This is a genomic window from Citrobacter sp. On2M (assembly GCF_018035235.1).
Lineage (GTDB): Bacteria > Pseudomonadota > Gammaproteobacteria > Enterobacterales > Enterobacteriaceae > Citrobacter > Citrobacter meridianamericanus.
In genome coordinates this window covers 222,365-245,937 of sequence record NZ_WPCV01000004.1, presented here as the reverse complement: position 1 = coordinate 245,937, position 23,573 = coordinate 222,365, and the positions used below count along the sequence as shown (strand labels likewise).

The 23,573-nt window shown below is 51.1% G+C and carries 23 protein-coding genes, 5 tRNA genes and 1 other RNA gene; 10 read left to right on the top strand and 19 right to left on the bottom strand.

The window, feature by feature from the left end; all coding sequences use genetic code 11:
• The first annotated feature begins 26 nt into the window (after nt 1-26).
• Complete coding sequence (locus tag On2M_RS11520; protein ID WP_151219568.1) at nt 27-401, top strand: YbgS-like family protein; 375 nt, start codon at nt 27-29, stop codon at nt 399-401.
• A gap of 113 nt (nt 402-514) precedes the next feature.
• Nucleotides 515-1,456 (top strand): CDF family zinc transporter ZitB, encoded by a 942-nt coding sequence (gene zitB / locus On2M_RS11515; RefSeq protein ID WP_151219567.1) that lies wholly within the window; start codon nt 515-517, stop codon nt 1,454-1,456.
• Here the strand turns inward: zitB and pnuC are convergent.
• The 19 genes from pnuC to cydA form a co-directional block, all read right to left on the bottom strand.
• Entirely contained in the window at nt 1,453-2,172 is a 720-nt protein-coding gene (gene pnuC, locus On2M_RS11510) for a nicotinamide riboside transporter PnuC (RefSeq protein WP_151219566.1), read from the bottom strand. The two genes, zitB and pnuC, sit on opposite strands and share 4 nt — an antisense overlap.
• A gap of 27 nt (nt 2,173-2,199) precedes the next feature.
• Nucleotides 2,200-3,243 (bottom strand): quinolinate synthase NadA, encoded by a 1,044-nt coding sequence (gene nadA, locus On2M_RS11505; protein WP_210904842.1) that lies wholly within the window; start codon nt 3,241-3,243, stop codon nt 2,200-2,202.
• Between the two features lie 224 nt (nt 3,244-3,467).
• Nucleotides 3,468-3,601, bottom strand: a non-coding RNA gene (locus On2M_RS11500) — RtT sRNA.
• A 22-nt stretch (nt 3,602-3,623) separates the two neighbouring features.
• Nucleotides 3,624-3,699 (bottom strand) — tRNA-Lys (locus On2M_RS11495).
• Between the two features lie 32 nt (nt 3,700-3,731).
• Nucleotides 3,732-3,807, bottom strand: a tRNA-Lys gene (locus On2M_RS11490).
• Between the two features lie 144 nt (nt 3,808-3,951).
• Nucleotides 3,952-4,027 (bottom strand) — tRNA-Lys (locus tag On2M_RS11485).
• Between the two features lie 3 nt (nt 4,028-4,030).
• Nucleotides 4,031-4,106: transfer RNA gene (locus tag On2M_RS11480), tRNA-Val, on the bottom strand.
• A 137-nt stretch (nt 4,107-4,243) separates the two neighbouring features.
• Nucleotides 4,244-4,319, bottom strand: a tRNA-Lys gene (locus On2M_RS11475).
• A 164-nt stretch (nt 4,320-4,483) separates the two neighbouring features.
• Entirely contained in the window at nt 4,484-5,272 is a 789-nt protein-coding gene (gene cpoB, locus On2M_RS11470; protein ID WP_151219564.1) for a cell division protein CpoB, read from the bottom strand.
• Between the two features lie 9 nt (nt 5,273-5,281).
• Nucleotides 5,282-5,800 carry a peptidoglycan-associated lipoprotein Pal gene (gene pal, locus On2M_RS11465; protein WP_003022983.1) on the bottom strand — a complete coding sequence of 173 codons (519 nt, stop codon included), beginning with the start codon at nt 5,798-5,800 and terminating at the stop codon, nt 5,282-5,284.
• Between the two features lie 34 nt (nt 5,801-5,834).
• Complete coding sequence (tolB, locus tag On2M_RS11460; RefSeq protein ID WP_003022981.1) at nt 5,835-7,127, bottom strand: Tol-Pal system beta propeller repeat protein TolB; 1,293 nt, start codon at nt 7,125-7,127, stop codon at nt 5,835-5,837.
• 128 nt (nt 7,128-7,255) lie between these two features.
• Nucleotides 7,256-8,512, bottom strand: coding sequence for a cell envelope integrity protein TolA (tolA, locus tag On2M_RS11455; protein ID WP_008784157.1), 1,257 nt, complete (start codon nt 8,510-8,512; stop codon nt 7,256-7,258).
• 63 nt (nt 8,513-8,575) lie between these two features.
• Nucleotides 8,576-9,004, bottom strand: coding sequence for a colicin uptake protein TolR (gene tolR, locus On2M_RS11450; RefSeq protein ID WP_003022978.1), 429 nt, complete (start codon nt 9,002-9,004; stop codon nt 8,576-8,578).
• Between the two features lie 3 nt (nt 9,005-9,007).
• A complete protein-coding gene (gene tolQ / locus On2M_RS11445) occupies nt 9,008-9,700 on the bottom strand; it encodes a Tol-Pal system protein TolQ (RefSeq protein ID WP_003022976.1) in 693 nt (230 codons plus the stop codon).
• The gene (ybgC, locus tag On2M_RS11440) at nt 9,697-10,101 is read right to left on the bottom strand and encodes a tol-pal system-associated acyl-CoA thioesterase (RefSeq protein WP_045441116.1); all 405 of its coding nucleotides are present in this window, start codon (nt 10,099-10,101) and stop codon (nt 9,697-9,699) included. The genes tolQ and ybgC overlap by 4 nt, the downstream gene beginning before the upstream one ends.
• Before the next feature lie 273 nt (nt 10,102-10,374).
• Nucleotides 10,375-10,668: a cyd operon protein YbgE gene (ybgE, locus tag On2M_RS11435; protein WP_151219562.1), complete on the bottom strand. Its 294-nt coding sequence runs from the start codon at nt 10,666-10,668 to the stop codon at nt 10,375-10,377.
• Nucleotides 10,668-10,781: a cytochrome bd-I oxidase subunit CydX gene (gene cydX, locus On2M_RS11430; RefSeq protein ID WP_003022970.1), complete on the bottom strand. Its 114-nt coding sequence runs from the start codon at nt 10,779-10,781 to the stop codon at nt 10,668-10,670. The genes ybgE and cydX overlap by 1 nt, the downstream gene beginning before the upstream one ends.
• Nucleotides 10,782-10,795: 14 nt before the next feature.
• Nucleotides 10,796-11,935 (bottom strand): cytochrome d ubiquinol oxidase subunit II, encoded by a 1,140-nt coding sequence (gene cydB, locus On2M_RS11425; RefSeq protein ID WP_151219561.1) that lies wholly within the window; start codon nt 11,933-11,935, stop codon nt 10,796-10,798.
• A gap of 15 nt (nt 11,936-11,950) precedes the next feature.
• The gene (gene cydA / locus On2M_RS11420; protein WP_151219691.1) at nt 11,951-13,519 is read right to left on the bottom strand and encodes a cytochrome ubiquinol oxidase subunit I; all 1,569 of its coding nucleotides are present in this window, start codon (nt 13,517-13,519) and stop codon (nt 11,951-11,953) included.
• 1,218 nt (nt 13,520-14,737) lie between these two features.
• Between cydA and glmS the strand changes: the two genes are divergently transcribed.
• The 8 genes from glmS to glsA all read left to right on the top strand — a co-directional run bounded on the left by glmS (nt 14,738) and on the right by glsA (nt 23,520).
• A complete protein-coding gene (gene glmS, locus On2M_RS11415; protein WP_210904841.1) occupies nt 14,738-15,187 on the top strand; it encodes a methylaspartate mutase subunit S in 450 nt (149 codons plus the stop codon).
• Nucleotides 15,187-16,575 carry a methylaspartate mutase accessory protein GlmL gene (gene glmL, locus On2M_RS11410; RefSeq protein WP_187252783.1) on the top strand — a complete coding sequence of 463 codons (1,389 nt, stop codon included), beginning with the start codon at nt 15,187-15,189 and terminating at the stop codon, nt 16,573-16,575. The genes glmS and glmL overlap by 1 nt, the downstream gene beginning before the upstream one ends.
• Before the next feature lie 18 nt (nt 16,576-16,593).
• Nucleotides 16,594-18,039 (top strand): methylaspartate mutase subunit E, encoded by a 1,446-nt coding sequence (locus On2M_RS11405; protein ID WP_151219559.1) that lies wholly within the window; start codon nt 16,594-16,596, stop codon nt 18,037-18,039.
• The gene (locus On2M_RS11400) at nt 18,039-19,280 is read left to right on the top strand and encodes a methylaspartate ammonia-lyase (protein WP_005122534.1); all 1,242 of its coding nucleotides are present in this window, start codon (nt 18,039-18,041) and stop codon (nt 19,278-19,280) included. The genes On2M_RS11405 and On2M_RS11400 overlap by 1 nt, the downstream gene beginning before the upstream one ends.
• Nucleotides 19,281-19,283: 3 nt before the next feature.
• Nucleotides 19,284-20,654, top strand: a complete 1,371-nt coding sequence (locus tag On2M_RS11395; RefSeq protein ID WP_003831426.1) for an acyclic terpene utilization AtuA family protein — start codon at nt 19,284-19,286, stop codon at nt 20,652-20,654.
• Nucleotides 20,651-20,968 (top strand): DUF4387 domain-containing protein, encoded by a 318-nt coding sequence (locus On2M_RS11390; protein WP_005122536.1) that lies wholly within the window; start codon nt 20,651-20,653, stop codon nt 20,966-20,968. Before On2M_RS11395 ends, On2M_RS11390 begins: the two co-directional genes overlap by 4 nt.
• 168 nt (nt 20,969-21,136) lie before the next feature.
• Nucleotides 21,137-22,444 carry a dicarboxylate/amino acid:cation symporter gene (locus On2M_RS11385; protein ID WP_151219558.1) on the top strand — a complete coding sequence of 436 codons (1,308 nt, stop codon included), beginning with the start codon at nt 21,137-21,139 and terminating at the stop codon, nt 22,442-22,444.
• 74 nt (nt 22,445-22,518) lie between these two features.
• Nucleotides 22,519-23,520, top strand: a complete 1,002-nt coding sequence (gene glsA, locus On2M_RS11380; RefSeq protein ID WP_151224963.1) for a glutaminase A — start codon at nt 22,519-22,521, stop codon at nt 23,518-23,520.
• The last annotated feature ends 53 nt before the right edge of the window (nt 23,521-23,573 follow it).

Here is a 23,573-nt window from a genome sequence, read left to right as displayed (position 1 = left end):
CATATCGACCTTAACAGGAGCATATTATGCATATGACTAAGCTGGCTTCACTCTTTCTTACTGCTACCCTCAGCCTCGCCAGCGGTGCAGCGCTGGCCGCTGAAACCAACTCGCAGTCCAATAATGGCCAGGCAAATTCCTCAGCAGATGCCGGTCAGGTAGCACCAGACGCTCGCGAAAACGTAGCGCCGAATAATGTCGACAACAATAACGTGAATTCAGGTGGCACGATGCTGCACCCGAACGGTTCATCAATGAACCATGAGGGGATGACCAAAGACGAGATGCACAAAAACACTATGTGTAAGGACGGTCGCTGTCCTGATGTGAACAAGAAGGTTGAGACTGGAAACGGCATCAACAATGATGTTGATACCAAAACTGACGGCACCACGCAGTAACGCTGAAAATAAAGCTAATAACGGGAGAGCATTAGCTCTCCTTTTTAATTTTATCATCCCAAAAACGGTATGATGGCATACAGTAAAGATGAGAATAACAAAGGGATGGCATAATGGCGCACGTACATACTCATACTTCCTCTGAGCAACCCAAAGACAATAACGCCCGCCGACTGATGTTCGCATTCTGCATTACCGCCGGATTTATGTTGGTCGAAGTGGTGGGCGGAATACTTTCAGGCTCACTGGCCTTGCTGGCCGACGCCGGGCATATGCTTACGGATGCGGCAGCGCTGCTTTTTGCGCTGTTGGCCGTTCAGTTTTCCCGTCGCCCACCCACAATACGCCACACCTTCGGCTGGCTGAGGCTCACGACGCTGGCCGCATTCGTTAATGCCATCGCATTGGTCGTTATCACCATTTTAATCGTCTGGGAGGCGATTGAGCGCTTCCAGACACCTCGTCCCGTGGCGGGCGGCATGATGATGGTTATTGCTGTCGCGGGTTTACTGGCCAACGTGCTTGCTTTTTGGGTTTTACATCGCGGCAGCGAAGAGAAAAATTTGAACGTCCGTGCCGCAGCGCTGCATGTGATGGGCGATTTACTCGGCTCGGTCGGGGCAATCATCGCTGCGTTGATTATTATCTGGACGGGCTGGACGCCTGCGGACCCGATCCTCTCAATTTTGGTATCCGTACTGGTGCTGCGCAGCGCCTGGCGATTATTAAAAGATAGCGTCAACGAATTACTGGAAGGGGCTCCGCTGGCGCTGGATATCGCCGCACTGCAGCGCCATCTCAGCCGGGATATTCCCGAAGTCCGCAATGTGCACCATGTCCACGTCTGGATGGTGGGAGAAAAGCCGGTAATGACGCTGCATGTGCAGGTGATCCCGCCGCACGATCATGATGCGCTGCTGGAGCGTATTCAGCACTTCCTTATTCATCATTACCAGATTGAACACGCGACGATTCAGATGGAGTATCAGCCGTGCAATGGACCGGACTGCCACCTGTATCAGGGCGTGTCCGGCCATTCACATCATCACCATTAATGAGACAGCGCGTGGGAACCTCGCTCACGCGCACTGTTGATCCACATCCTGCTCCCGTTGAGGGCGATAACCGTCAGGATCATATATTCCAGCGACATGGCATATACGCCTTGCAGGGCAAAGATCACCACGCTGATTACGTTGATGATCACCCACAGCAGCCAGTTTTCAACGTATTTGCGCGTCATCAGGATCATCGCCGCAATCGAAAGCACCATCATGCAGGAGTCCCAGAACGGGAATGCATCGGGTTGCAGTTCAGGCACAGCAACCTGCAGTCCCAATGCCTGCATTATGTTGACCGCAATACGAGTCAGCAACGCAAAGACCGGATCGATATAGACCGACATCAGGCCGATCGCCACCACACAAGCCGCCAGCCAGCCGATCGCTTTTGGCAACGGCAGCCAGCGAATTTTCAGTTCCGCTTCATGCTGGTTGGTTTGCCGGGACCAGGCATACCAACCGTAGATATTGGCGGCAAAGAAAAAGACTTGCAGCAACAGGCTGGCATAAAGCTGGATCTGAAAGAAGATAATCGCAAACAGCGTGACGTTTATCAGACCGAAAACGTAATTGCTGATTTTCTCAAGACTCGCCAGGCCAATACACAGCAACCCGGCGATCGTCCCCACGGCTTCGATCCACGATAGATCGTAACCACCTGCGCCAATCGGAATATGTACCAGAATGTTCTGCGTGCTAAAAAAGTCCATCTTTTCCCCCAGAGCAAAAATAAAGTATTAAGCTCGTAGTGTAGCCGCAAATTCCAACATACGATTTAATGGCAACAATGCCCCTTCTCGCAGCGCGTGATCAACATGTATTTCATGCGCCGCGCCGCCATACTCCAGCCCCTCAGCAATCGCCTTGAGGCCGTTCATCGCCATCCATGGACAATGCGCGCAGCTACGACAGGTGGCCCCCTCGCCAGCCGTTGGAGCTTCAAGCAGCTCTTTATCCGGAACGGCCTGCTGCATTTTGTAAAAAATGCCCCGGTCAGTCGCCACAATCAGCTGCTTATGCGGTAACGATTTAGCTGCGGTGATGAGCTGACTGGTTGAGCCAACCGCATCGGCCATATCAACGATAGACTGAGGTGACTCCGGGTGCACCAGCACCGCAGCATCAGGGTACAGTCCTTTCATGCGCGTTAAAGCCTGGGTTTTAAACTCGTCGTGGACAATACAGGCCCCCTGCCAGCAGAGCACATCTGCGCCGGTTTGTTTCTGCACGTAGTTACCCAGATGTCTGTCCGGAGCCCAGATGATTTTTTCACCTAAGCTATCAAGATACTCAATAAGTTCAACCGCGATACTGGAGGTCACGACCCAGTCAGCACGAGCTTTAACGGCGGCTGAAGTATTGGCGTAAACCACCACGGTACGATCCGGATGCGCGTCGCAGAATGCGCTGAACGCGTCTATCGGACAGCCCAGATCTAATGAACATTCCGCCTGTAAGGTTGGCATAAGGATAGTCTTTTCCGGGCTGAGAATTTTGGCGGTTTCTCCCATAAACCTCACGCCCGCAACCAGCAGCGTAGAAGCTGGGTGTTTTGCACCGAACCGCGCCATTTCCAGAGAATCAGAAATACAGCCACCGGTCTCTTCGGCCAATTGCTGAATTTCAGGATCGGTGTAATAGTGCGCGACCATAACGGCATCACGCTCTTTCAACAGGCGCTTGATTTTTTCACGATAAAATTGCTTTTCATCCACACTCAGCGGCCCTGGCTTCGGCGGAAACGGATAAATTGCTGCTTCTGGATCAAACATCACGCTCATCTTGCTTTCTCGTTTTACTGGCTTAACGAATTAACCGATTAAAAGCGTAACGCACGCCATATTCGGTTTGAATTGTTTTATATGCTAAACAAGATAGCGGATTGGCGCAGAAAAGTCACAATAATTGCGAGTGATGAGTGCCGGATGGCGACCTGCGGGCCTGCAGGTTCAAATCTTTTAAATCGCAGATAGCAAAAAAGCGCCTTTAGGGCGCTTTTTTACACTGGTGGGGCGTGCAGGATGACTCGCTACGCTCGCCCTTCGGGCCATCGCCGTAAACGGCTCCGTTGTCTCACTTCGTTCGACCCGAACCTGCTGCAGGTTCGAATCATGAAATCCTGCGCATAGCAAAAAAGCGCCTTTAGGGCGCTTTTTTACATTGGTGGGGCGTGCAGGATTCGAACCTGCGACCAATTGATTAAAAGTCAACTGCTCTACCAACTGAGCTAACGCCCCCTTATGGGGTTTACTTCTTTATACTTTCAGGATGGTGGGTCGTGCAGGATTCGAACCTGCGACCAATTGATTAAAAGTCAACTGCTCTACCAACTGAGCTAACGACCCGCTCGGGATAACCTGAAAATTTTTACTCGGTAACACCAATAAATTGGTGGGCGTGCAGGATGACTCGACTTCGTCTCGCCCTAACGGGCCGTTGCTTACGCAACGTTATCCTTCACGTTTAACATCTGAGTACGATGTTAAAGTTGGTGGGGCGTGCAGGATTCGAACCTGCGACCAATTGATTAAAAGTCAACTGCTCTACCAACTGAGCTAACGCCCCGAGTGGTGGGTGATGACGGGATCGAACCGCCGACCCCCTCCTTGTAAGGGAGGTGCTCTCCCAGCTGAGCTAATCACCCGATACTACGCTGGATACTACTTACTAACTGAGTTAGTGGTGGGTCGTGCAGGATGACTTGACTTCGTCTCGCCCTACGGGCCGTTGCTTACGCAACGTTATCCTTCACGTTTTACAATCGCGTTCCACCTTAGCGATTGGTGGGTCGTGCAGGATTCGAACCTGCGACCAATTGATTAAAAGTCAACTGCTCTACCAACTGAGCTAACGACCCGCTTTTGCGCTGCTTTTGGTTTGTTTGATATCCCTTGGCAACGGCGGCATATATTACTGATTTCAGATTTTAGCGCAACAAAAATTTCGATGTAAATAACTCAACTGCTTAGGAATCACACGACACGACCAGAAATAACACGATTTCTGGTCGCGTGGTGGTCATTACATCGCGCCAAGGCGTTTTTGCGCTTGTTTCGCGCCATCAGTGCCAGGGTATTTAGTGATAACCTGCTGATAAACCGCTTTAGCTTTTGCTGTGTCACCTTTGTCCTGCATGATGACGCCGACTTTGTACATCGCGTCTGCAGCCTTCGGTGATTTCGGGAAGTTTTTTACTACCGAAGCAAAATAGAACGCTGCATCATCTTTTTTACCCTTATTGTAATTCAACTGACCCAGCCAATAATTCGCATTGGGCAGGTAAGTTGAGTCCGGGTATTTTTTGATGAAGTTCTGAAATGCTTCAATCGCGTCATCCTGGCGAGATTTATCCTGCACCAGAGCAATTGCCGCATTGTAATCGGTATTCGCATCGCCAGTTTGCGCGGGCGCCCCTGACGTTGTCGCAGCGCCTGCATCAGGTGCTGGGGTTGCCGCCCCACTCTGATCGCCACCTGCAGATTGCGCAGCAGGCGCGCTACCGCTGCCAAGATTATTCATCTGCAGCAATATTTGCTTCTGGCGCTCAACAACCTGATTCAGCTGGTACTGATTTTCCTGAATTTGACCGCGCAGGGAATCAATATCGGACTGATTATCGGAGAGTTGTTGCTGGAGTTGGGTTAAAAGCTGACTGTGAGCGTTAGAAATACGCTCGAGTTGAGTGACACGGTCTTCGACCGAGCCTGAGCCGACACTACTGATTGGCGCCTGAGCAAAAGCGGCCCAAGGGGCCGCTATGCCAACCAGTAACGACAGACTCAACACGTGATGTCTGAAGTTACTGCTCATGCAATTCTCTTAGTAAACCAGTACGGCGCGACGGTTTTTGGCGTAAGCCGCTTCGTCATGACCCAGTACTGCAGGTTTTTCTTTACCGTAAGAAACGATGGAGATCTGGTCAGCAGAAACGCCTTTACCCTGCAGGTACATCTTAACGGCGTTTGCACGACGCTCACCCAGGGAGATGTTGTACTCAGGAGTACCACGTTCGTCCGCATGACCTTCTACGGTGACTTTGTAAGACGGGTTGCTACGCAGGAAGTTAGCGTGAGCATCCAGCATTGCAGCGAAGTCAGAACGGATATCGTACTTGTCCAGATCGAAGTAAACGATGTTGTTCTGCTGCAGCTGTTGCATCTGAAGACGCGCTTGCTCTTCAGAAGACATGTTGCCGCTGCCATTTGCATCCATACCAGTGCCGGCACCCAGCATGCCTTCGCTGCCGTCATTGCTGGCGTTCTTGTTAGAAGAACATGCCGCAATAGCCATAACAGGCAGAGCAATCATCAGCCCTTTCAGCACTTTGTTCAGTTGCATTTCAATGATTCCTTTATTAATCAATTATTTATTATCACAGATACGGCGACCAGGCAGGGAATTTTACCTGACCATCAGTTGCCGGAAGACGCGCTTTGAAACGCCCATCTGTAGAAACCAAATTCAGCACGGATCCCATCCCCTGAGAAGAGCTGTAGATTACCATAGTGCCGTTAGGTGCCAGACTTGGCGTTTCGTCCAGGAACGTTGACGACAGAACTTGTACGCCACCCGCTACCAGATCTTGTTTGGCAATGTGCTGCTGACCATTTGCCGAGCTTACCATTACCATAAATTTACCGTCGCTGCTCACATCCGCATCCTGGTTTTGCGAACCTTCCCAGGTAATACGCTGCGGAGCACCGCCGTTAACGTTAACTTTGTATACCTGCGGACGACCAGCCTGGTCAGACGTAAAGGCCAGGTTTTGGCTGTCCGGGAACCAGGTCGGTTCCGTGTTGTTGCTGCGACCATCCGTCACCTGACGAATCTGACCGGAACCAATGTCCATGACATACAAGTTCAGGCTACCGGTTTTAGACAGGGCAAACGCCAGTTTGCTGCCATCCGGAGAAAACGCAGGTGCACCGTTGTGACGTGGGAACGACGCTACCTGACGAACTGCGCCATTAGACAATGTCTGAATAACCAGTGCAGAACGACCGCTCTCGAAGGTTACGTACGCCAGTTTTGAACCGTCCGGAGACCACGCCGGAGACATCAGCGGTTGCGGAGAACGGTGTACCACAAACTGGTTGTAGCCATCGTAGTCGGACACGCGTAACTCGTACGGGAACTGACCGCCGTTAGTCTGAACAACATAAGCGATACGGGTACGGAATGCACCTTTAATACCGGTCAGTTTTTCAAACACTTCGTCACTTGCGGTATGGCCTGCGTAACGCAACCACTGCTTGTTCACTTTATACGTGTTCTGTGCCAGTACGGTACCCGGTGCGCCACCGGTATCAACCAGTTGATAAGCAACACTGTAGGAACCATCTGGATTCGGTGTGACCTGGCCAACCACTACGGCATCAATACCCAGAGCAGACCATGCGGCAGGTTGAACTTCCTGCGCGGTACCCGGCTGCTGCGGCAGGCGAGAACGGTCTAATGGGTTAAATTTACCGCTGTTTCGCAGGTCAGCACCCACGATACCACCGATATCTTCAGGTGCAGCACCCGGTCCTGCCCACTGGAAGGGGACAACACCAATCGGGCGTGCCGAGTCCACCCCTTGGGTGATCTCGATACGTACTTCTGCGTGCAGCACCGCTGCCCACAGCATCAGAAAACCAAATGCAACTCGTAATGCCTGCTTCATCATATCTCCCTTATCTGGACGGAAAGCCCACGATAATTTAGCAGAATGTTAACAAACTCAAATACACAAAACTACCAGAACACTGTCTCAACCTTAGACCGTTTCCCCCGATTTCTCAGGGGTCGTTATTACAGTTTAAAGTCCAGTTTGGCATCTTTTACTTTTTCATAAACAGCCTGGCTAGGCGGTTTAGGAATTCTGGCTGTTTTCGCAGCCGTCAGCGCAGCCTGGCACAATGCCGGATCCCCGCCCTCTTCGGTCACATCCAGTAACAGACCATCAGGCGCTAACTTGATATGTAATACGCAGGATTTTCCCGCATACAAATCGGCACCATACAGACGGCTCTGAATCGCATTACGAATTTGAGATGCGTAAGCACTGATATCAGCGCCAGATGCACCGCCATTTGCACCACTTGTACCACTATCTTTCGCCGGTTGGCCGTTTCCTTTCGCTCCACCACCCGATTTCGGTGCATTCTTACCGGAGCTTAGGTCGCCCAACAAGTCGTCAACGCCAGATGCTGCGGCGGCTTTTTCGGCGGCAGCCTTTTTCGCAGCAGCAGCTTTATCTGCTGCAGCTTTCTTATCGGCAGCGGCTTTCTCAGCTGCAGCCTTTTTATCTGCCGCAGCTTTTTCAGCAGCTGCTTTTTTGTCAGCGGCAGCCTTTTCAGCAGCGGCTGCTTTCGCGGCGGCGGCTTTTTCTGCTTTCTCAGCGGCAGCTTTCTCGGCTGCTGCTTGCTTAGCGGCTTCAGCCTGCGCTTTCTTCGCAGCATCTGCGGCAGCCTTAGCAGCTTGTGCTTCGGCAGCTTTCTTCGCATCAGCAGCGGCTTTAGCGGCTTCTGCCTCAGCTTTTTTCTGTGCGTCCGCAGCAGCTTTCTTCGCGGCATCTGCCGCTTGTTTCGCCTGAGCATCAGCCTTGGCCTTCGCGTCTGCAGCAGCCTTCGCCGCAGCCTCTTCAGCCTGTTTCTGTTGTTCTTGCGCTTTCGCGGCGGCGGCCTCTGCTTGCTTCTGCTGTTCCGCCTGCTCGCGCACTTTTTCCTGCGCAGCTAAACGTTCTTTTTCCAGTTGCTTCAGTCGTTCTTGCTCAGCAGCTTGCTTCTCACGAAGTTCCTCTGCTTGCTGTTGCGCCTGTTTTTCGCGCTGTTCTTCTGCACGTTTCGCACTTGCCTGCTGTTGCTGCTGGCGATCGTACTGTTGAACAACGGCACCAGGATCGACCATAACGGCGTCGATAGACGAACCGCCGCCGCCGCCGGCTGAAGCATCAATGTGCTCATCGAACGAACTCCAGATCAGCGCTGCAAATAAAATGACATGCAGCACCGCTGAAATAATTATCGCCCTTTTGAGCTTGTCGTTTTGTTCGGTTGCCTTTGACACTCTCGGTTCCCAAAAACTGTTCGCCTGTTACGCGCTATCTTTCAAGCCAGCAATATGCAGTCATCAGATTGGCTGCGTCATCAGGCCAACCGATTTTACGCCTGCACTGTGTAACAAGTTCAGCGCTTTAATTATTTCATCATAAGGCACGTCTTTCGCACCACCGATTAAAAATACTGTTTTCGGATTGGTCTGCAGGCGGCTTTTCGCTTCCGCGATAACCTGCTCCGGCGGCAGTTGATCCATCCTGTCTTTCTCAACGACCACGCTGTATTGCCCAATACCGGAAACTTCAATAATGACCGGTGGCTCGTCGTTACTGCTGACGGCTTGCGATTCGGTCGCATCCGGCAGGTCAACTTCCACACTCTGCGTAATGATCGGCGCGGTTGCCATAAAGATCAGCAACAGCACCAGCAGTACGTCGAGCAGCGGGACAATATTGATTTCGGACTTAAGTTCGCGACGACCTCGTCCACGCGTTCTGGCCATGGTTTACCCCTTGTTGCTCTCGCTAACGGTAAACGCCTGGCGGTGCAGAATCGCGGTGAACTCTTCCATAAAGTTGTCGTAATTCAGTTCCAGCTTGTTCACGCGCTGATTCAGTCGGTTGTAAGCCATAACCGCCGGAATTGCCGCAAACAGGCCGATAGCCGTTGCAATCAACGCTTCCGCGATACCCGGCGCAACCATTTGCAGCGTCGCCTGTTTTACCGCGCCCAGCGCGATAAAGGCGTGCATGATCCCCCAAACGGTACCGAACAGACCGATATACGGGCTGATGGAGCCGACAGTGCCGAGGAATGGAATATGCGTTTCCAGCGTTTCCAGTTCACGGTTCATCGAGATACGCATCGCACGGGATGCCCCCTCAACGACCGCTTCAGGCGCATGGCTATTCGCCCTATGCAGACGCGCAAATTCTTTGAACCCGCTATAAAAAATTTGCTCTGAACCCGCCAGATTATCACGACGCCCCTGACTTTCCTGGTACAGGCGCGACAACTCAATGCCGGACCAGAACTTGTCTTCAAATGCTTCGGCTTCACGTGAAGCAGCATTAAGAATACGGGTCCGCTGGATAATAATAGCCCAGGATGCGATTGAGAAACCAATCAAAATCAACATGATAAGTTTAACCAGAAGGCTTGCCTTCAGGAACAAATCAAGGATATTCATGTCAGTCACTGCTTAAACTCCGCGACAATAGACTTGGGAAGCGCACGAGGCTTCATTTTGAGTGGATCAACGCAAACAATCAGAACTTCGGCTTCATTCAGCACGGTGTTCTCTGCGTTGACAATGCGTTGCGTGAAAACCAATGAGGTGCCACGCATTGACGTAATTTCGGTTTGGACTTCGAGCATATCGTCGAGCCGGGCAGGCGCAAAATACTCAAGGGTCATCTTGCGCACCACAAAGGCTACACGTTCGGCCAACAGAACCTGCTGACTGAAGTGATGATGACGCAGCATCTCTGTGCGTGCTCTTTCATAAAAAGCGACGTAACTGGCGTGATAAACCACCCCACCGGCATCGGTGTCTTCATAATAGACACGAACCGGCCATCGGAAAATATACTTATTCATTCTTACTGCCTCTTTGTTGGCTTTGCCCACTCACACCGGTCGCTTAACTTTGTAAGCCCCTGGTGACTCGCGTTCTTGCCGCCGCGATGCATCAAGAATGTCGTTGTATATCGCGCTGTCTTCACTTTACATCCCGGTAATGCAATTAGGTTAGTGCTTTCAAACTTCGCTACTATACGCGCGGGAATGGTGCTTTGGAATGGGGGAAAGTAAACGGAGAGTAAAAAATTATGGGCTTATGCAAGCCCATAAATATTTAAGGATGTTTCTTATTCAAAAGAAGAAGAAAATCAGACCAACCACGAGGACGATATCTGCGATCAGCGGGCAGAAGATGCCCTGCCAGTGTACGGCGCGAGGACGAAAGCCAACGCCATGAATGATGCCTGCGCAGACCGCCCACATCAGCAGAAAGCCATGCCAGATTTCAAGCGTACTGGTTTTGGCCGCGAAACGTGACGGTTCCCAGAATATGCAGCCGGCCAACACGATTGCCAGCACAAAGGAAAGCGCCCGCAAGGGGCGCTTGTCCATTACCGCATATACTATCGCGATAATGTTGGTCATCAGCTATCTTCTTGTCCGGCCTTGCCTGATTCAACGTGCTCAAGCGCCAGCGCTGTGATTATCCCAAATGCACAGGCAAGAAGCGTTCCCAAAATCCATGCGAAATACCACATTTTAAGCTCCTTACTTAGTACAGAGAGTGTGTGTTACGTTCAATATCTTCTTTGGTGATACGACCAAACATCTTCCAGTAGCACCATGTGGTGTAGAGGAGAATAATTGGCACGAACACACATGCCACATAGGTCATCACGTTCAGCGTCAGCTGGCTGGACGTTGCATCCCACATGGTCAGACTCGCGTTCATCATGGTGCTGGATGGCATCACAAACGGGAACATTGCAATACCAGCAGTCAGGATGATGCAGGCTAACGTCAATGAGGAGAAGACGAACGCCCATGCCCCTTTCTCCATACGAGAGGTCAGGATAGTCAACAGCGGCAGAACCACACCCAGTGCCGGAATCAACCACAGGATCGGTGCATTATTAAAGTTCACCAACCATGCGCCTGCTTCACGCGCGACTTCTTTGGTCAGCGGGTTAGACGCCGCATGATGATCAACTGCAGAAGTCACAACATAACCGTCAATACCGTACATCACCCATACACCCGCCAGCGCGAAGCAGACCAGAGTCACCAGCGCCGCTACCTGAGCGGTGGTGCGGGTACGCAGATGTAACTCACCCACAGTACGCATCTGCAGATAGGTCGCGCCCTGGGTGATGATCATCCCAACGCTCACAACACCCGCCAGCAGACCAAACGGATTCAGCAACTGGAAGAAGTTACCTGTGTAGTAAAGGCGCAGGTACTCATCAATGTGGAACGGAACCCCTTGCAGCAGGTTACCGAACGCCACACCAATCACCAACGGTGGAACGAAGCTACCAATAAAGATGCCCCAGTCCCACATGTTACGCCAACGAGTGTCTTCAATCTTGGAACGGTAATCAAAACCGACCGGACGAAAGAACAAGGACGCCAGCACCAGAACCATCGCCACATAGAAACCGGAGAATGCAGCGGCATACACCATCGGCCAGGCAGCGAACAATGCGCCACCCGCGGTGATCAACCACACCTGGTTACCATCCCAGTGCGGGGCGATGGAGTTAATCATAATTCGACGCTCGGTATCATTACGACCGAGGAAACGGGTGAGCATGCCCACCCCCATGTCGAAGCCATCAGTGACCGCAAAACCAATCAGCAGAATGCCGACCAGCAGCCACCAGACAAAACGCAATACTTCATAATCGATCATTTGACGACTCCTGTCTTAGCGTGCCGGCTGAGAAGTCACATTGGACTGCTCAAAGTGATAGCGACCGGTTTTCAGGCTGCTTGGGCCGAGGCGTGCAAACTTGAACATTAAGAACAATTCTGCCACCAGGAACAGGGTATACAGGCCACAAATCAGGATCATGGAGAACAATAGGTCACCTACTGTTAACGATGAGTTTGCAACCGCCGTTGGTAACACCTCACCGATCGCCCATGGCTGACGACCATATTCGGCAACAAACCAACCTGCTTCTACAGCAATCCACGGCAGTGGAATACCGTAAAGCGCCGCACGCAGCAGCCATTTTTTCTCACCGATACGGTTACGAATTACGCTCCAGAAGGACAACGCAATAATTGCCAGCAGCAAGAAGCCGCACGCCACCATGATACGGAAAGCGAAGTAAAGCGGTGCAACACGTGGGATAGAATCTTTTGTTGCCTGCTGAATTTGCGCTTCCGTCGCGTCGGTGACTTTATCGGTATAGCGTTTCAGCAGCAGACCATAACCCAGGTCTTTCTTCATACTGTTGAACTGGTCGCGAACGGCCTGATCGGTACTACCAGCACGCAGTTCTTCCAGCAACTGATAGGCTTTCATACCGTTACGGATGCGCTCTTCGTGTTGCACCATCAGGTCTTTCAGACCAATGACCGGTGTATCAACAGAGCGGGTGGCAATGATGCCCAGCGCATAAGGAATTTGAATCGCAAATTTGTTTTCTTGTTTATCCTGATCGGGAATACCGAACAAAGTAAACGCAGCAGGAGCAGGTTGAGTTTCCCACTCGGCTTCGATCGCAGCCAGTTTGGTTTTCTGTACGTCACCCATTTCGTATCCGGACTCATCACCCAGAACGATAACAGAAAGTACAGCAGCCATACCGAAGCTGGCAGCAATCGCGAATGAGCGTTTTGCGAAAGCGAAGTCGCGGCCTTTCAGCATGTAATACGCACTAATGCCAAGGATGAACATCGCGCCAGTTACATAACCAGAGGCGACAGTGTGAACAAATTTCACCTGTGCTACCGGGTTGAGCACCAGTTCAGAGAAGCTCAGCATCTCCATGCGCATGGTTTCAAAGTTGAAATCCGCGGCGATTGGGTTTTGCATCCAGCCGTTCGCAACCAGAATCCACAGTGCGGACAGGTTTGAACCTAAAGCCACCAGCCAGGTGACGCACATATGCTGGACTTTACCCAAACGGTCCCAGCCGAAGAAGAACAGACCTACAAAGGTGGATTCGAGGAAGAAGGCCATCAAACCTTCGATCGCCAGCGGCGCACCGAAAATATCCCCTACATAGTGGGAATAGTAAGACCAGTTAGTCCCGAACTGGAACTCCATGGTCAGACCGGTTGCCACACCCAGAGCGAAGTTGATACCAAACAACTTGCCCCAGAACTTGGTCATATCTTTATAAATCTGTTTGCCGGAAAGGACGTAGACCGTTTCCATGATGGCCAACAAGAACGCCATACCAAGCGTCAGTGGCACAAACAGGAAGTGGTACATCGCGGTCAAGGCAAACTGTAAGCGCGACAGTTCGACTATATCTAACATCATGACTCCTTGCTCATCGCATGAAGACTCCGAGAGTGAACCCCGTTAGAAAGGGTCACACGCATGCCCCAATACAAATTTATCTGCTCCCCTCCGCCGCAGCTCTTTCTTCTCGTTTGAAGAAAGGACAATGACGATAGGTTACAAACATGTTAATAAAACACTCAAATTGATCCCGCAATTATATTACGCCGTAAAATCCTTACAATAAACAGGTTTTTATCGAGGTAAATTTGCATTTTTCGATAGTGATCAATTTATAGCTAATTTACCACTTTCAGACCAATTTGATCTGCAGCAATTTAACCTCTTTTGAGATCGTTTACCAAGTTTTAAACATTGATTTAAATCAATTTCCAAAACCAATGTTAATAGTGTTTAGCAGTCAGGTGACTAGTAAACAACATGTTAACGACATGTTTTTCAATGAGTAATTGCCGTTACTACAAATGATAGGATATTTATTTAAATGTACACGATCTTTTAACCGGCCAGACGGACAAATTTGCCAACAGATAAAGAGTCACTATTGCTGGGTAGCTCACAGTTTTTTGTTTAGCAAGTCAGTGAATATTTATTTCATACAATTTTTTCATTTTAATTTTACTTATGATTAACACCGTAATGTAACTATCTCAATCAGAAGCGAAAGAGCCTGACATTGACCGCCTCATTGCATTTTAGGTTTTACCGCAGAAAGTTGGCGCTTCGCTTCACTCATCACTGAAAGTTATCGTACCTGCTCCCTCTTTTTTATGTGACATAAGATTAAATCTGATACAAACAATTCATTATCATTTTTATCTTAAATTTAACAAAAGATAATTGTGCCATATAAGATTAAAAAATAAAAAACCGTTATGCCGTTCACAAGTTATTTAGCAGAAATAATTTTTGAAATTATAAAAAGCGTCGCATGAATGAGCATCGCAACAAAATAAGATTTCGATCACAAACATGGCAAGTCATTTATTACTCATTTCCCTAACAAATTAAAAAAAGAAACAAGAAACAAAAACAACACATTGATTTTAATGACATTTTATAACCAATAAATATAACAATCATTTTGCGCAGGATATTTTGAAAATAGATCAATTGCTTCCTTTTCCGCTTCCACAGAAACTCCAACCCTATTAAAAGGTTGTCGCACTCCATGTTCTAAATATTAGAAAACAATTTTCACTTATTGACCATCAGCCCTACAGAGGATTACCCATGAAGAAATCTACACTTGTTATTGGCGTCATCGGTGCTGACTGCCATGCAGTAGGTAATAAAGTTCTGGATCGCGTTTTCACGGCTCATAATTTCCACGTAATAAACCTCGGGGTGATGGTGAGCCAGGATGAATATATTGATGCCGCAATTGAAACAGGTGCCGATGCCATCGTGGTGTCGTCTATCTACGGTCATGGTGATATTGACTGCCTCGGATTACGTGAGCGCTGCATCGAGCGTGGCCTCGGCGACATTCTGCTGTACGTCGGCGGCAACCTGGTCGTCGGGAAACATGACTTCGCCGATGTAGAAGTGAAATTTAAAGAGATGGGGTTTAACCGCGTCTTCGCGCCGAGCCACGACCTGGAAGATGTCTGCGCGCTTATCACTAATGATATTCACCAGCACAATAGCCTCGAGCAGCGTTGTCTGGAAGAGGCCATCTGATGCAAACAGTTTCTGTCGATATCGGCTCGACATGGACCAAGGCTGCCCTCTTTGCTCATGAAGGCGAGGAATTAACCCTGGTAAACCATGTCCTGACCCCAACCACCACACATCATCTGGCAGACGGTTTTTTTGCCAGCCTGAATCAGGTGCTGAATGTTGCCGATGCTCGCCCGTTACTGAAAAGTGGTGAAGTACAGTTGAAATACTCCTCCTCGGCCAAAGGTGGGCTCGCCGTAGCAGCAATGGGGCTGGTGCCTTCCATTACGCTGGAATCGGCAAAAGTTACCGCCCATTCGGCAGGAGCGAAAATCGCGCAATATTATTCGTACAAACTGAACCGTCATGACATCCAGGAACTGGAATCATCACCACCAGACATTCTGTTGTTTACCGGCGGTACAGACGGCGGCGAAGAAAGTTACGGCCTGGCGAATGCGCGCGCTCTGGCAGGCTCAAAGCTTGATTGCGCCATTATCTACGCCGGAAATCGGGACATTCAGGACGAAATCCAAACGATTCTGGGAGACAAAGATCTGACCACGGTAGACAACATTCTACCTGACCTCGATCACCCGAATCCGTTTGCCGCACGCCAGGCGATTTGCGATGTGTTCTTGTCACGCATTGTCAAAGGTAAAGGTCTGGACGTCATTGTCGGCGAAACAGGCGAAGAGCCAATGCCGACGCCATGGACAGTCTATGAATTAGTCAAAGCCATTAGCGATTACGACAACGCATGGAAGGAGTTCATGCTGATTGATATGGGCGGAGCCACCACGGATGTCTATTCGGCCAGCGCGAATACCCTCTCCCCCGACACCGTCCTGCATGGTGTTCCTGAACCGTTCGTCAAACGTACCGTTGAAGGTGACCTGGGCATGCGCGTTTCCGCCGTTGTGGTGGGAGAAAGCACGCAGGATATGGTGAAAGTCATCTTCGCCCAACAGCCACAGCGCGAGGAAGCGTTTTACCGCTACCTACGTCATCTGGTTGGGCAACCGGATTACCTGCCACTCAGCGAGGAAGAGAAATATTTCGACACCCTGCTGGCAGGTTTATGCGTGGGCTATGCCGCTGAGCGCCACGCGGGCACTAAAAAGCAGGTTTGTACCTGCGTGGGTAACGTGGATTTACAGATGGGTCGCGATCTCACCACCGTGCGCAAAGTCGTCGGTTCAGGGGGATGGCTCTCTCGCGCCAGCCAGTTCGATATCCATAACTGGCTCAAATATCGGGAGCTGGACGACCAGGGCAAAAGAATTCTGTTACCGAACCAGTTTGAGTATTACCGCGATTCAAATGGCCTGCTCCCTCTACTGGCAAACGTCGCCAGACTGTACCCGCAAGCCGCTGCTCGCACCAGCATTCAGTGTTTAACCCTATAAAACTTAAGGCATCTACGAATGGAACTTCGAAATAAAAAATTAACCCACGACGAATTCATGACCGAAAGGCATCAGGTGTTACAAACCTGGGAAACCGGCAAAGACGTTGAGAACTTCGAAGATGGCGTGAAGTACCAGCAATCAATTCCAGATAACAAACGCTTCTCCCTTGCTCTGCTGAAGGCCGATCAGGAAGGCAGGACCCTGAGCCAGCCGCGCGCAGGCGTAGCATTAATGGATGAGCATATTGCGCTGCTCAAAACATTGCAGGAAGAGTGCGACCTCCTGCCAAGCACCATCGATGCCTATACCCGTCTGAATCGCTATGAAGAAGCCGCTGTCGGGATCCAGAAATCCATCGAAGCTGGGACGTCCAAACTGAATGGTTTACCGGTCGTCAATCACGGGGTAGCTGCCTGCCGCCGGATGACTGAATCGCTGGAAAAACCGATCCAGGTTCGCCACGGAACGCCAGATGCTCGCCTGCTGGCGGAAATCGCTATGGCCAGTGGTTTTACCAGCTACGAAGGCGGCGGTATCTCCTACAACATTCCTTACGCTAAGCGCGTCACCCTGGAAAAATCCATCCGTGACTGGCAGTACTGCGATCGCCTGATGGGCCTGTACGAAGAGAACGGTATTCGTATCAACCGTGAACCGTTCGGCCCGCTAACTGGCACCCTAATCCCGCCGTTTATGTCCCACTCGGTGGCGATTATTGAAGGTCTATTGGCGCTGGAACAGGGCGTGAAGTCCATTACCGTCGGCTACGGCCAGGTCGGTAGCCTGACGCAGGATATCGCCGCTATTCAGGCGCTGCGCGAACTGTCCCACGAATACTTCCATAACCACGGATTCGACGATTACGAACTGAGCACCGTTTTCCACCAGTGGATGGGCGGATTCCCGGAAGATGAAGCGAAAGCCTTCTCCGTTATCGCCTGGGGGGCAGCGGTTGCGGGTATGTCCGGTGCCACGAAAGTGATCACCAAAAGCCCGCACGAAGCGTTCGGTATCCCAACGGCAGCAGCCAACGCCCAGGGTCTGAAAGCGTCACGCCAGATGCTCAACATGGTCAGTGACCAGAAATTCCCGCAATGCGCTGCCGTCGAGCAGGAAGTTGATCTGATCAAGAGCGAAGTCCGCGCAGTGCTGAAAAAAGTCTTCGAACTGGGCAATGGCGACATTGCGCGTGGCACGGTGCTGGCCTTTGAAGCTGGCGTACTGGATGTGCCGTTCGCGCCTGCCGCTTGCAACGCCGGTAAGATCCTCCCTGTTCGCGATAACACAGGCGCTATCCGTATTCTCGAAGCCGGTGCAGTTCCACTGCCGAAAGATATTCTCGCCCTGCACCACGACTATGTCGCAGAGCGCGCACATTTTGAAGGCCGCAAGCCTTCTTTCCAGATGGTCATTGATGACATCAACGCCGTATCCCACAGTAAATTAATAGGAAGACCATAATGAAAATCAAAAAGGCCCTTTTCACCGCTGGCTACTCCTCATTTTATTTTGACGATCAGCAGGCCATCAAAAATGGCGCCGGTCATGACGGGTTTATCTATACCGGCGATCCGGTAACGCCAGGATTTACCTCTGTTCGTCAGGCGGGTGAATGCGTTTCCGTGCAACTGATTCTGGAGAATGGCGCGGTAGCGGTGGGCGATTGCGCAGCGGTTCAATATTCAGGCGCAGGTGGTCGTGATCCGCTTTTCCTGGCAGAAAATTTCATTCCGTTCCTCAACGATCACATCAAACCGCTGCTGGAAGGCCGTGACGTTGATGCGTTCCTGCCAAACGCCCGTTTCTTTGACCAACTGCGTATTGACGGTCATCTGCTGCATACTGCCGTCCGCTATGGTCTGTCTCAGGCGCTGCTCGATGCGGCGGCGCTGGCTACCGGTCGTCTGAAAACTGAAGTGGTTTGCGATGAATGGCAACTGCCGTGCGTACCGGAAGCTATTCCATTATTTGGCCAGAGCGGCGACGACCGTTATATCGCCGTTGACAAGATGATCCTCAAAGGTGTGGACGTCCTGCCGCATGCGCTGATCAACAACGTCGAAGAGAAGCTGGGCTTTAAAGGCGAAAAACTGCGTGAGTATGTACGTTGGTTGTCCGACCGTATCTTAAGCCTGCGCACCAGCGAACGTTATCACCCGACGCTGCATATTGATGTGTACGGCACGATCGGTTTGATCTTCGATATGGATCCCGTGCGCTGCGCCGAATACATCGCCAGCCTGGAAGCCGAAGCTCAAGGCTTGCCGCTGTATATCGAAGGGCCAGTAGATGCGGGTAACAAGCCGGATCAGATCCGCATGTTGACCGCCATCACCAAAGAACTGACCCGTCTGGGCTCCGGCGTGAAAATTGTCGCCGACGAATGGTGTAACACCTATCAGGATATCGTGGACTTTACCGATGCGGGCAGCTGCCACATGGTACAGATCAAAACCCCTGATCTTGGCGGCATTCATAACATTGTTGATGCAGTGCTGTACTGCAACAAACACGCCATGGAAGCCTATCAGGGCGGTACCTGTAACGAAACCGAGATCAGTGCTCGCACCTGCGTACACGTGGCGCTTGCCGCGCGTCCGATGCGCATGCTGGTCAAACCAGGAATGGGATTCGATGAAGGTCTCAACATCGTGTTTAACGAGATGAATCGCACCATCGCGTTGTTGCAAACTAAGGATTAAGAGATGGCTCGCACATTTAAGATCTTATCGCCGACGGCTATCCTGGGTTATGGCTTCCCGGAAGAAAGTTTTCGCAAAGCCATGGAAGAGTCACCCGATCTTATTGCCGTTGACGCGGGTTCCTCCGATCCGGGCCCCCATTACCTGGGGGCAGGTAAACCCTTTACCGACAGAGCCGGGGTAAAACGCGATCTGCGCTATATGATTGTGGCGGGCGTTAAGAACAACATCCCGGTCGTGATCGGCACCGCCGGTGGTTCTGGCGCAGCTCCGCATCTGGAGTGGTGTCGCCAGATTATCCATGAGATCGCACAGGAAGAAAAACTGTCCTTCTCAATGGCGCTAATCCCGTCAGATGTCGACAAAGAAATCGTTCATCAGGCGCTGGATAACGGCAAAATCACCGCACTCGACTTTGTGCCGGAACTGACTCACGAGGCGATCGAAGAGAGTACCTACATCGTCGCGCAGATGGGTATCGAGCCTTTCCAGCGCGCACTGAAAGCCGGTGCGCAAGTGGTGCTGGGCGGACGCGCCTACGATCCGGCCTGCTTTGCCGCGCTGCCAATTATGCAGGGCTTTGATGAAGGTCTGGCGTTGCATTGCGGTAAGATCCTTGAGTGTGCTGCCATTGCTGCCACCCCCGGCTCCGGCTCCGATTGTGCGATGGGGATTATCGACGACAACGGCTTTACGCTGAAGGCGTTCAATCCCAAGCGTAAGTTCACAGAAACGTCAGCTGCGGCGCACACCCTGTATGAGAAGTCCGATCCGTACTTCCTGCCGGGCCCCGGCGGTGTGCTGAACCTGAAAGCGTGCACCTTTACCCAGGTTAACGAGGGTGAAGTGTATGTCAGCGGTTCACGTCATGAAGAAACACCGTATGCGTTGAAACTGGAAGGGGCGCGTCAGGTTGGCTTCCGCTGCCTGACCATCGCCGGAACGCGTGACCCGATTATGATTGCCGGAATTGACACCATTCTCGAAGAGGTCCAGGCAAGCGTAGCACGTAACCTCTCCCTGAATGACGACAGCATCCGTATGACGTTCCACCTTTACGGGAAGAACGGCGTGATGGGCAACCATGAACCGATGAAAACCGCCGGTCACGAACTGGGGATTTTACTGGATGTCGTCGCGCCGACGCAGGATATCGCCAACAGCGTTTGCTCGCTGGTGCGCTCTACCCTGCTGCACTACGGCTATGAGAATCGCATTGCGACGGCGGGCAACCTCGCCTTCCCGTTCTCGCCATCTGATATTCAAAGTGGACCGGTGTATGAGTTCTCGATCTATCACCTGATTGAAGCAAGCGATGCGCTGCGTTTTGATTTCCACATTGAACAGGTGACGCCAGAAGGAGTTCAGGCATGAAACAGTCAATTTGTTCACTGGCGCAAGTTATTCGCTCGAAAAACGCCGGACCGTACGAACTGGTTTTAGATATTTTATTTAAAACCCGGGAAGATTATCAGCGCGTAAAACGTTCCGAGCAATTAACACCGCAGCTTATTGCCGGTTTATATAACGTTGAACCTGACTTTATTCACAATATTGTGTGGTTCGACCCGGCGAATGCCGTAAAAATTGTCATGCCGCGCGATATTATTTCCGGCAACGTTGGTGACAATGATGTTTATGGTGCGCAGCAACACGCACCATTATTAAGTATTGAGTTCGACTTGTAACAAAAAACACAATAACAACCATTGGGGCACAGAATTCAGCTGTATCACAGTGCTTCGAATTATTCATGCGGTTGGTCACAACAGGCGTGCGTCTAAGCTGCTGTCCAGGCTCAGGCGCACGCCACCCTACACAATTCCAATTACCAACCTTTATCCGATGGAGTACACATGAAGAAAATAAGTTTAACGAAGATGATCATATTAGGTCTGATACTCGGCATGATTGCCGGGGTAGCCATCAATAATATGGTCACGGCTGAAACAGCAAAATCTTATGCAGCAGACATTTCCATTTTCACCACTATATTCTTACGTATGGTGAAAATGATTATCGCGCCATTGGTTATTTCAACTCTGGTTGTGGGTATTGCCAAAATGGGCGATGCCAAAACGCTGGGACGTATATTTTCAAAAACCTTCTTCCTGTTTATTTGCGCATCATTGCTGTCAATCGCGCTGGGTCTGGTTATCGTTAATATTTTCCAGCCAGGCGCAGGTATCAACTTCGTGCCGCATGACGCCGGGGTCGTTGCCGCGGTTAAGTCAGAGCCATTCACGCTGAAAGTGTTCATCTCGCACGCGGTACCGACCAGTATTGTCGATGCGATGGCGCGGAACGAAATTCTGCAGATCGTGGTGTTCTCAATTTTCCTTGGTTGCAGCCTGGCCGCCATTGGTGAAAAAGCCGAGCCTATCGTGAAGGTTCTGGATTCTCTGGTGCACGTGATGCTGAAGCTGACGGGTTACGTCATGCTGTTTGCGCCGCTGACCGTTTTTGCCGCTATTTCAGGTTTGATTGCCGAACGTGGTCTGGGAGTGATGGTCAGCGCCGGGATCTTCATGGGTGAATTCTACCTGACGCTGGGTATGCTGTGGGCAATCCTGATTGGCCTGTCAACCATGATAGTCGGGCCTTGTATCGCACGTTTGACCAAATCAATCTTCGAGCCTGCACTACTGGCCTTTACGACTTCCAGTTCTGAAGCCGCCTTCCCGGGCACGCTGGATAAGCTGGAAAAATTCGGCGTTTCCTCAAAAATTGCCAGCTTCGTTCTGCCTATCGGTTACTCCTTTAACCTGGTCGGTTCCATGGCCTATTGCTCCTTTGCCACCGTCTTTATTGCTCAGGCCTGCAATATCGAACTGAGCATGGGCGAGCAAATTACCATGCTGTTAATTCTGATGCTGACCTCTAAAGGAATGGCGGGCGTACCGCGTGCCTCGATGGTCGTTATCGCCGCCACCCTGAACCAATTCAACATTCCGGAAGCCGGTTTGATCCTGTTGATGGGCGTCGATCCGTTCCTCGATATGGGTCGTTCTGCCACCAACGTCATGAGTAACGCCATGGGCGCTGCCATTGTGGGTCGTTGGGAAGGCGAACACTTCGGCCAGGGTTGCCGTGGAACTGCGCCAGTGAAGTCACCGGAACAGGAACGCCCGGTTACTGAACAGTCTGAAGTTGCGATGTCCTGATAAAACACGATTGCCGGATAAGGCGCTTGCGCCGCTATCCGGCAACATAGTTATCAAATCAGCAGGAATGCACAATGAATAAAACAATTATCGGCGTGAGTCTCTTTTCTTTCAGCATCTTGTTTAGCGCGACCTCATTCGCGCAAACCTCGCCGGACTACGCCAGACTGATAGAACAGGCGCATCAAAAGTTCAAAAGTAATAACGATGGAAAAGTCGCCGACTACATCCCTGCCCTGGCGACCTACAGCCCAAATAATTTTGCCATCACTATTGCTACGGTGGATGGCAAGATCTACCAGGTTGGCGATGTTAACAAACCCTTTCCCATGGAATCCCTGAGTAAAGTCTTCACCATGGCGCTCGCCATGGAACAACACGGTCCTCAGGTGGTACTGGATAAACTCGGGGCAAATGCCACTGGCATGCCTTTTAACTCCGGTTTAGCGGTGGAACTGACCAAAGGTGCGCCTGAGAACCCGCTGGTAAACGCCGGAGCCATGAGCACCGTTAGCCTGATTGAAGCCAAAGATAAAACCGATCGCTGGAACAAAATCCTCGACAACCTGAACGTCTGGGCCGACGCCACGCTCACGGTTAATGAGCCGGTCTTCAAATCCGAGATGGAAACCAACCAACACAATCAGGCGCTGGCGAAGCTGATGGAATCCTATAACAGCTTCTATGGCAACACCGACGACGCCGTCGAAATTTATACCCGTCAGTGCTCGGTGGATATCACCGTTGAGCAACTGGCCAAAATGGGTGCAGTGCTGGCGAACAAAGGGAAATCACCGTTCAACGGCAAGCAGTTGCTGAATGAAAAATATGTTCCGCAGGTGCTGGCGGAAATGGCGATTGCCGGACTGTACGACGGCAGCGGTAAATGGCTGTACACCGTTGGTATTCCGGCGAAAAGTGGTGTCGGCGGCGGGATGGTTGCCGTTGTTCCTGGCGAATATGCCATTGCCGTCTACTCTCCGCCGCTGGATGAGGCTGGCAACAGCGTTCGCGCCCAGCAAACCATCGAATATGTCGCCGAAGCGACGCAGGCCAATGTCTTTTTAGCAAAATAACACGATGCCGGATGGCGTTTCGCCTATCCGGCCTACGATTAGCGCGCTTATTT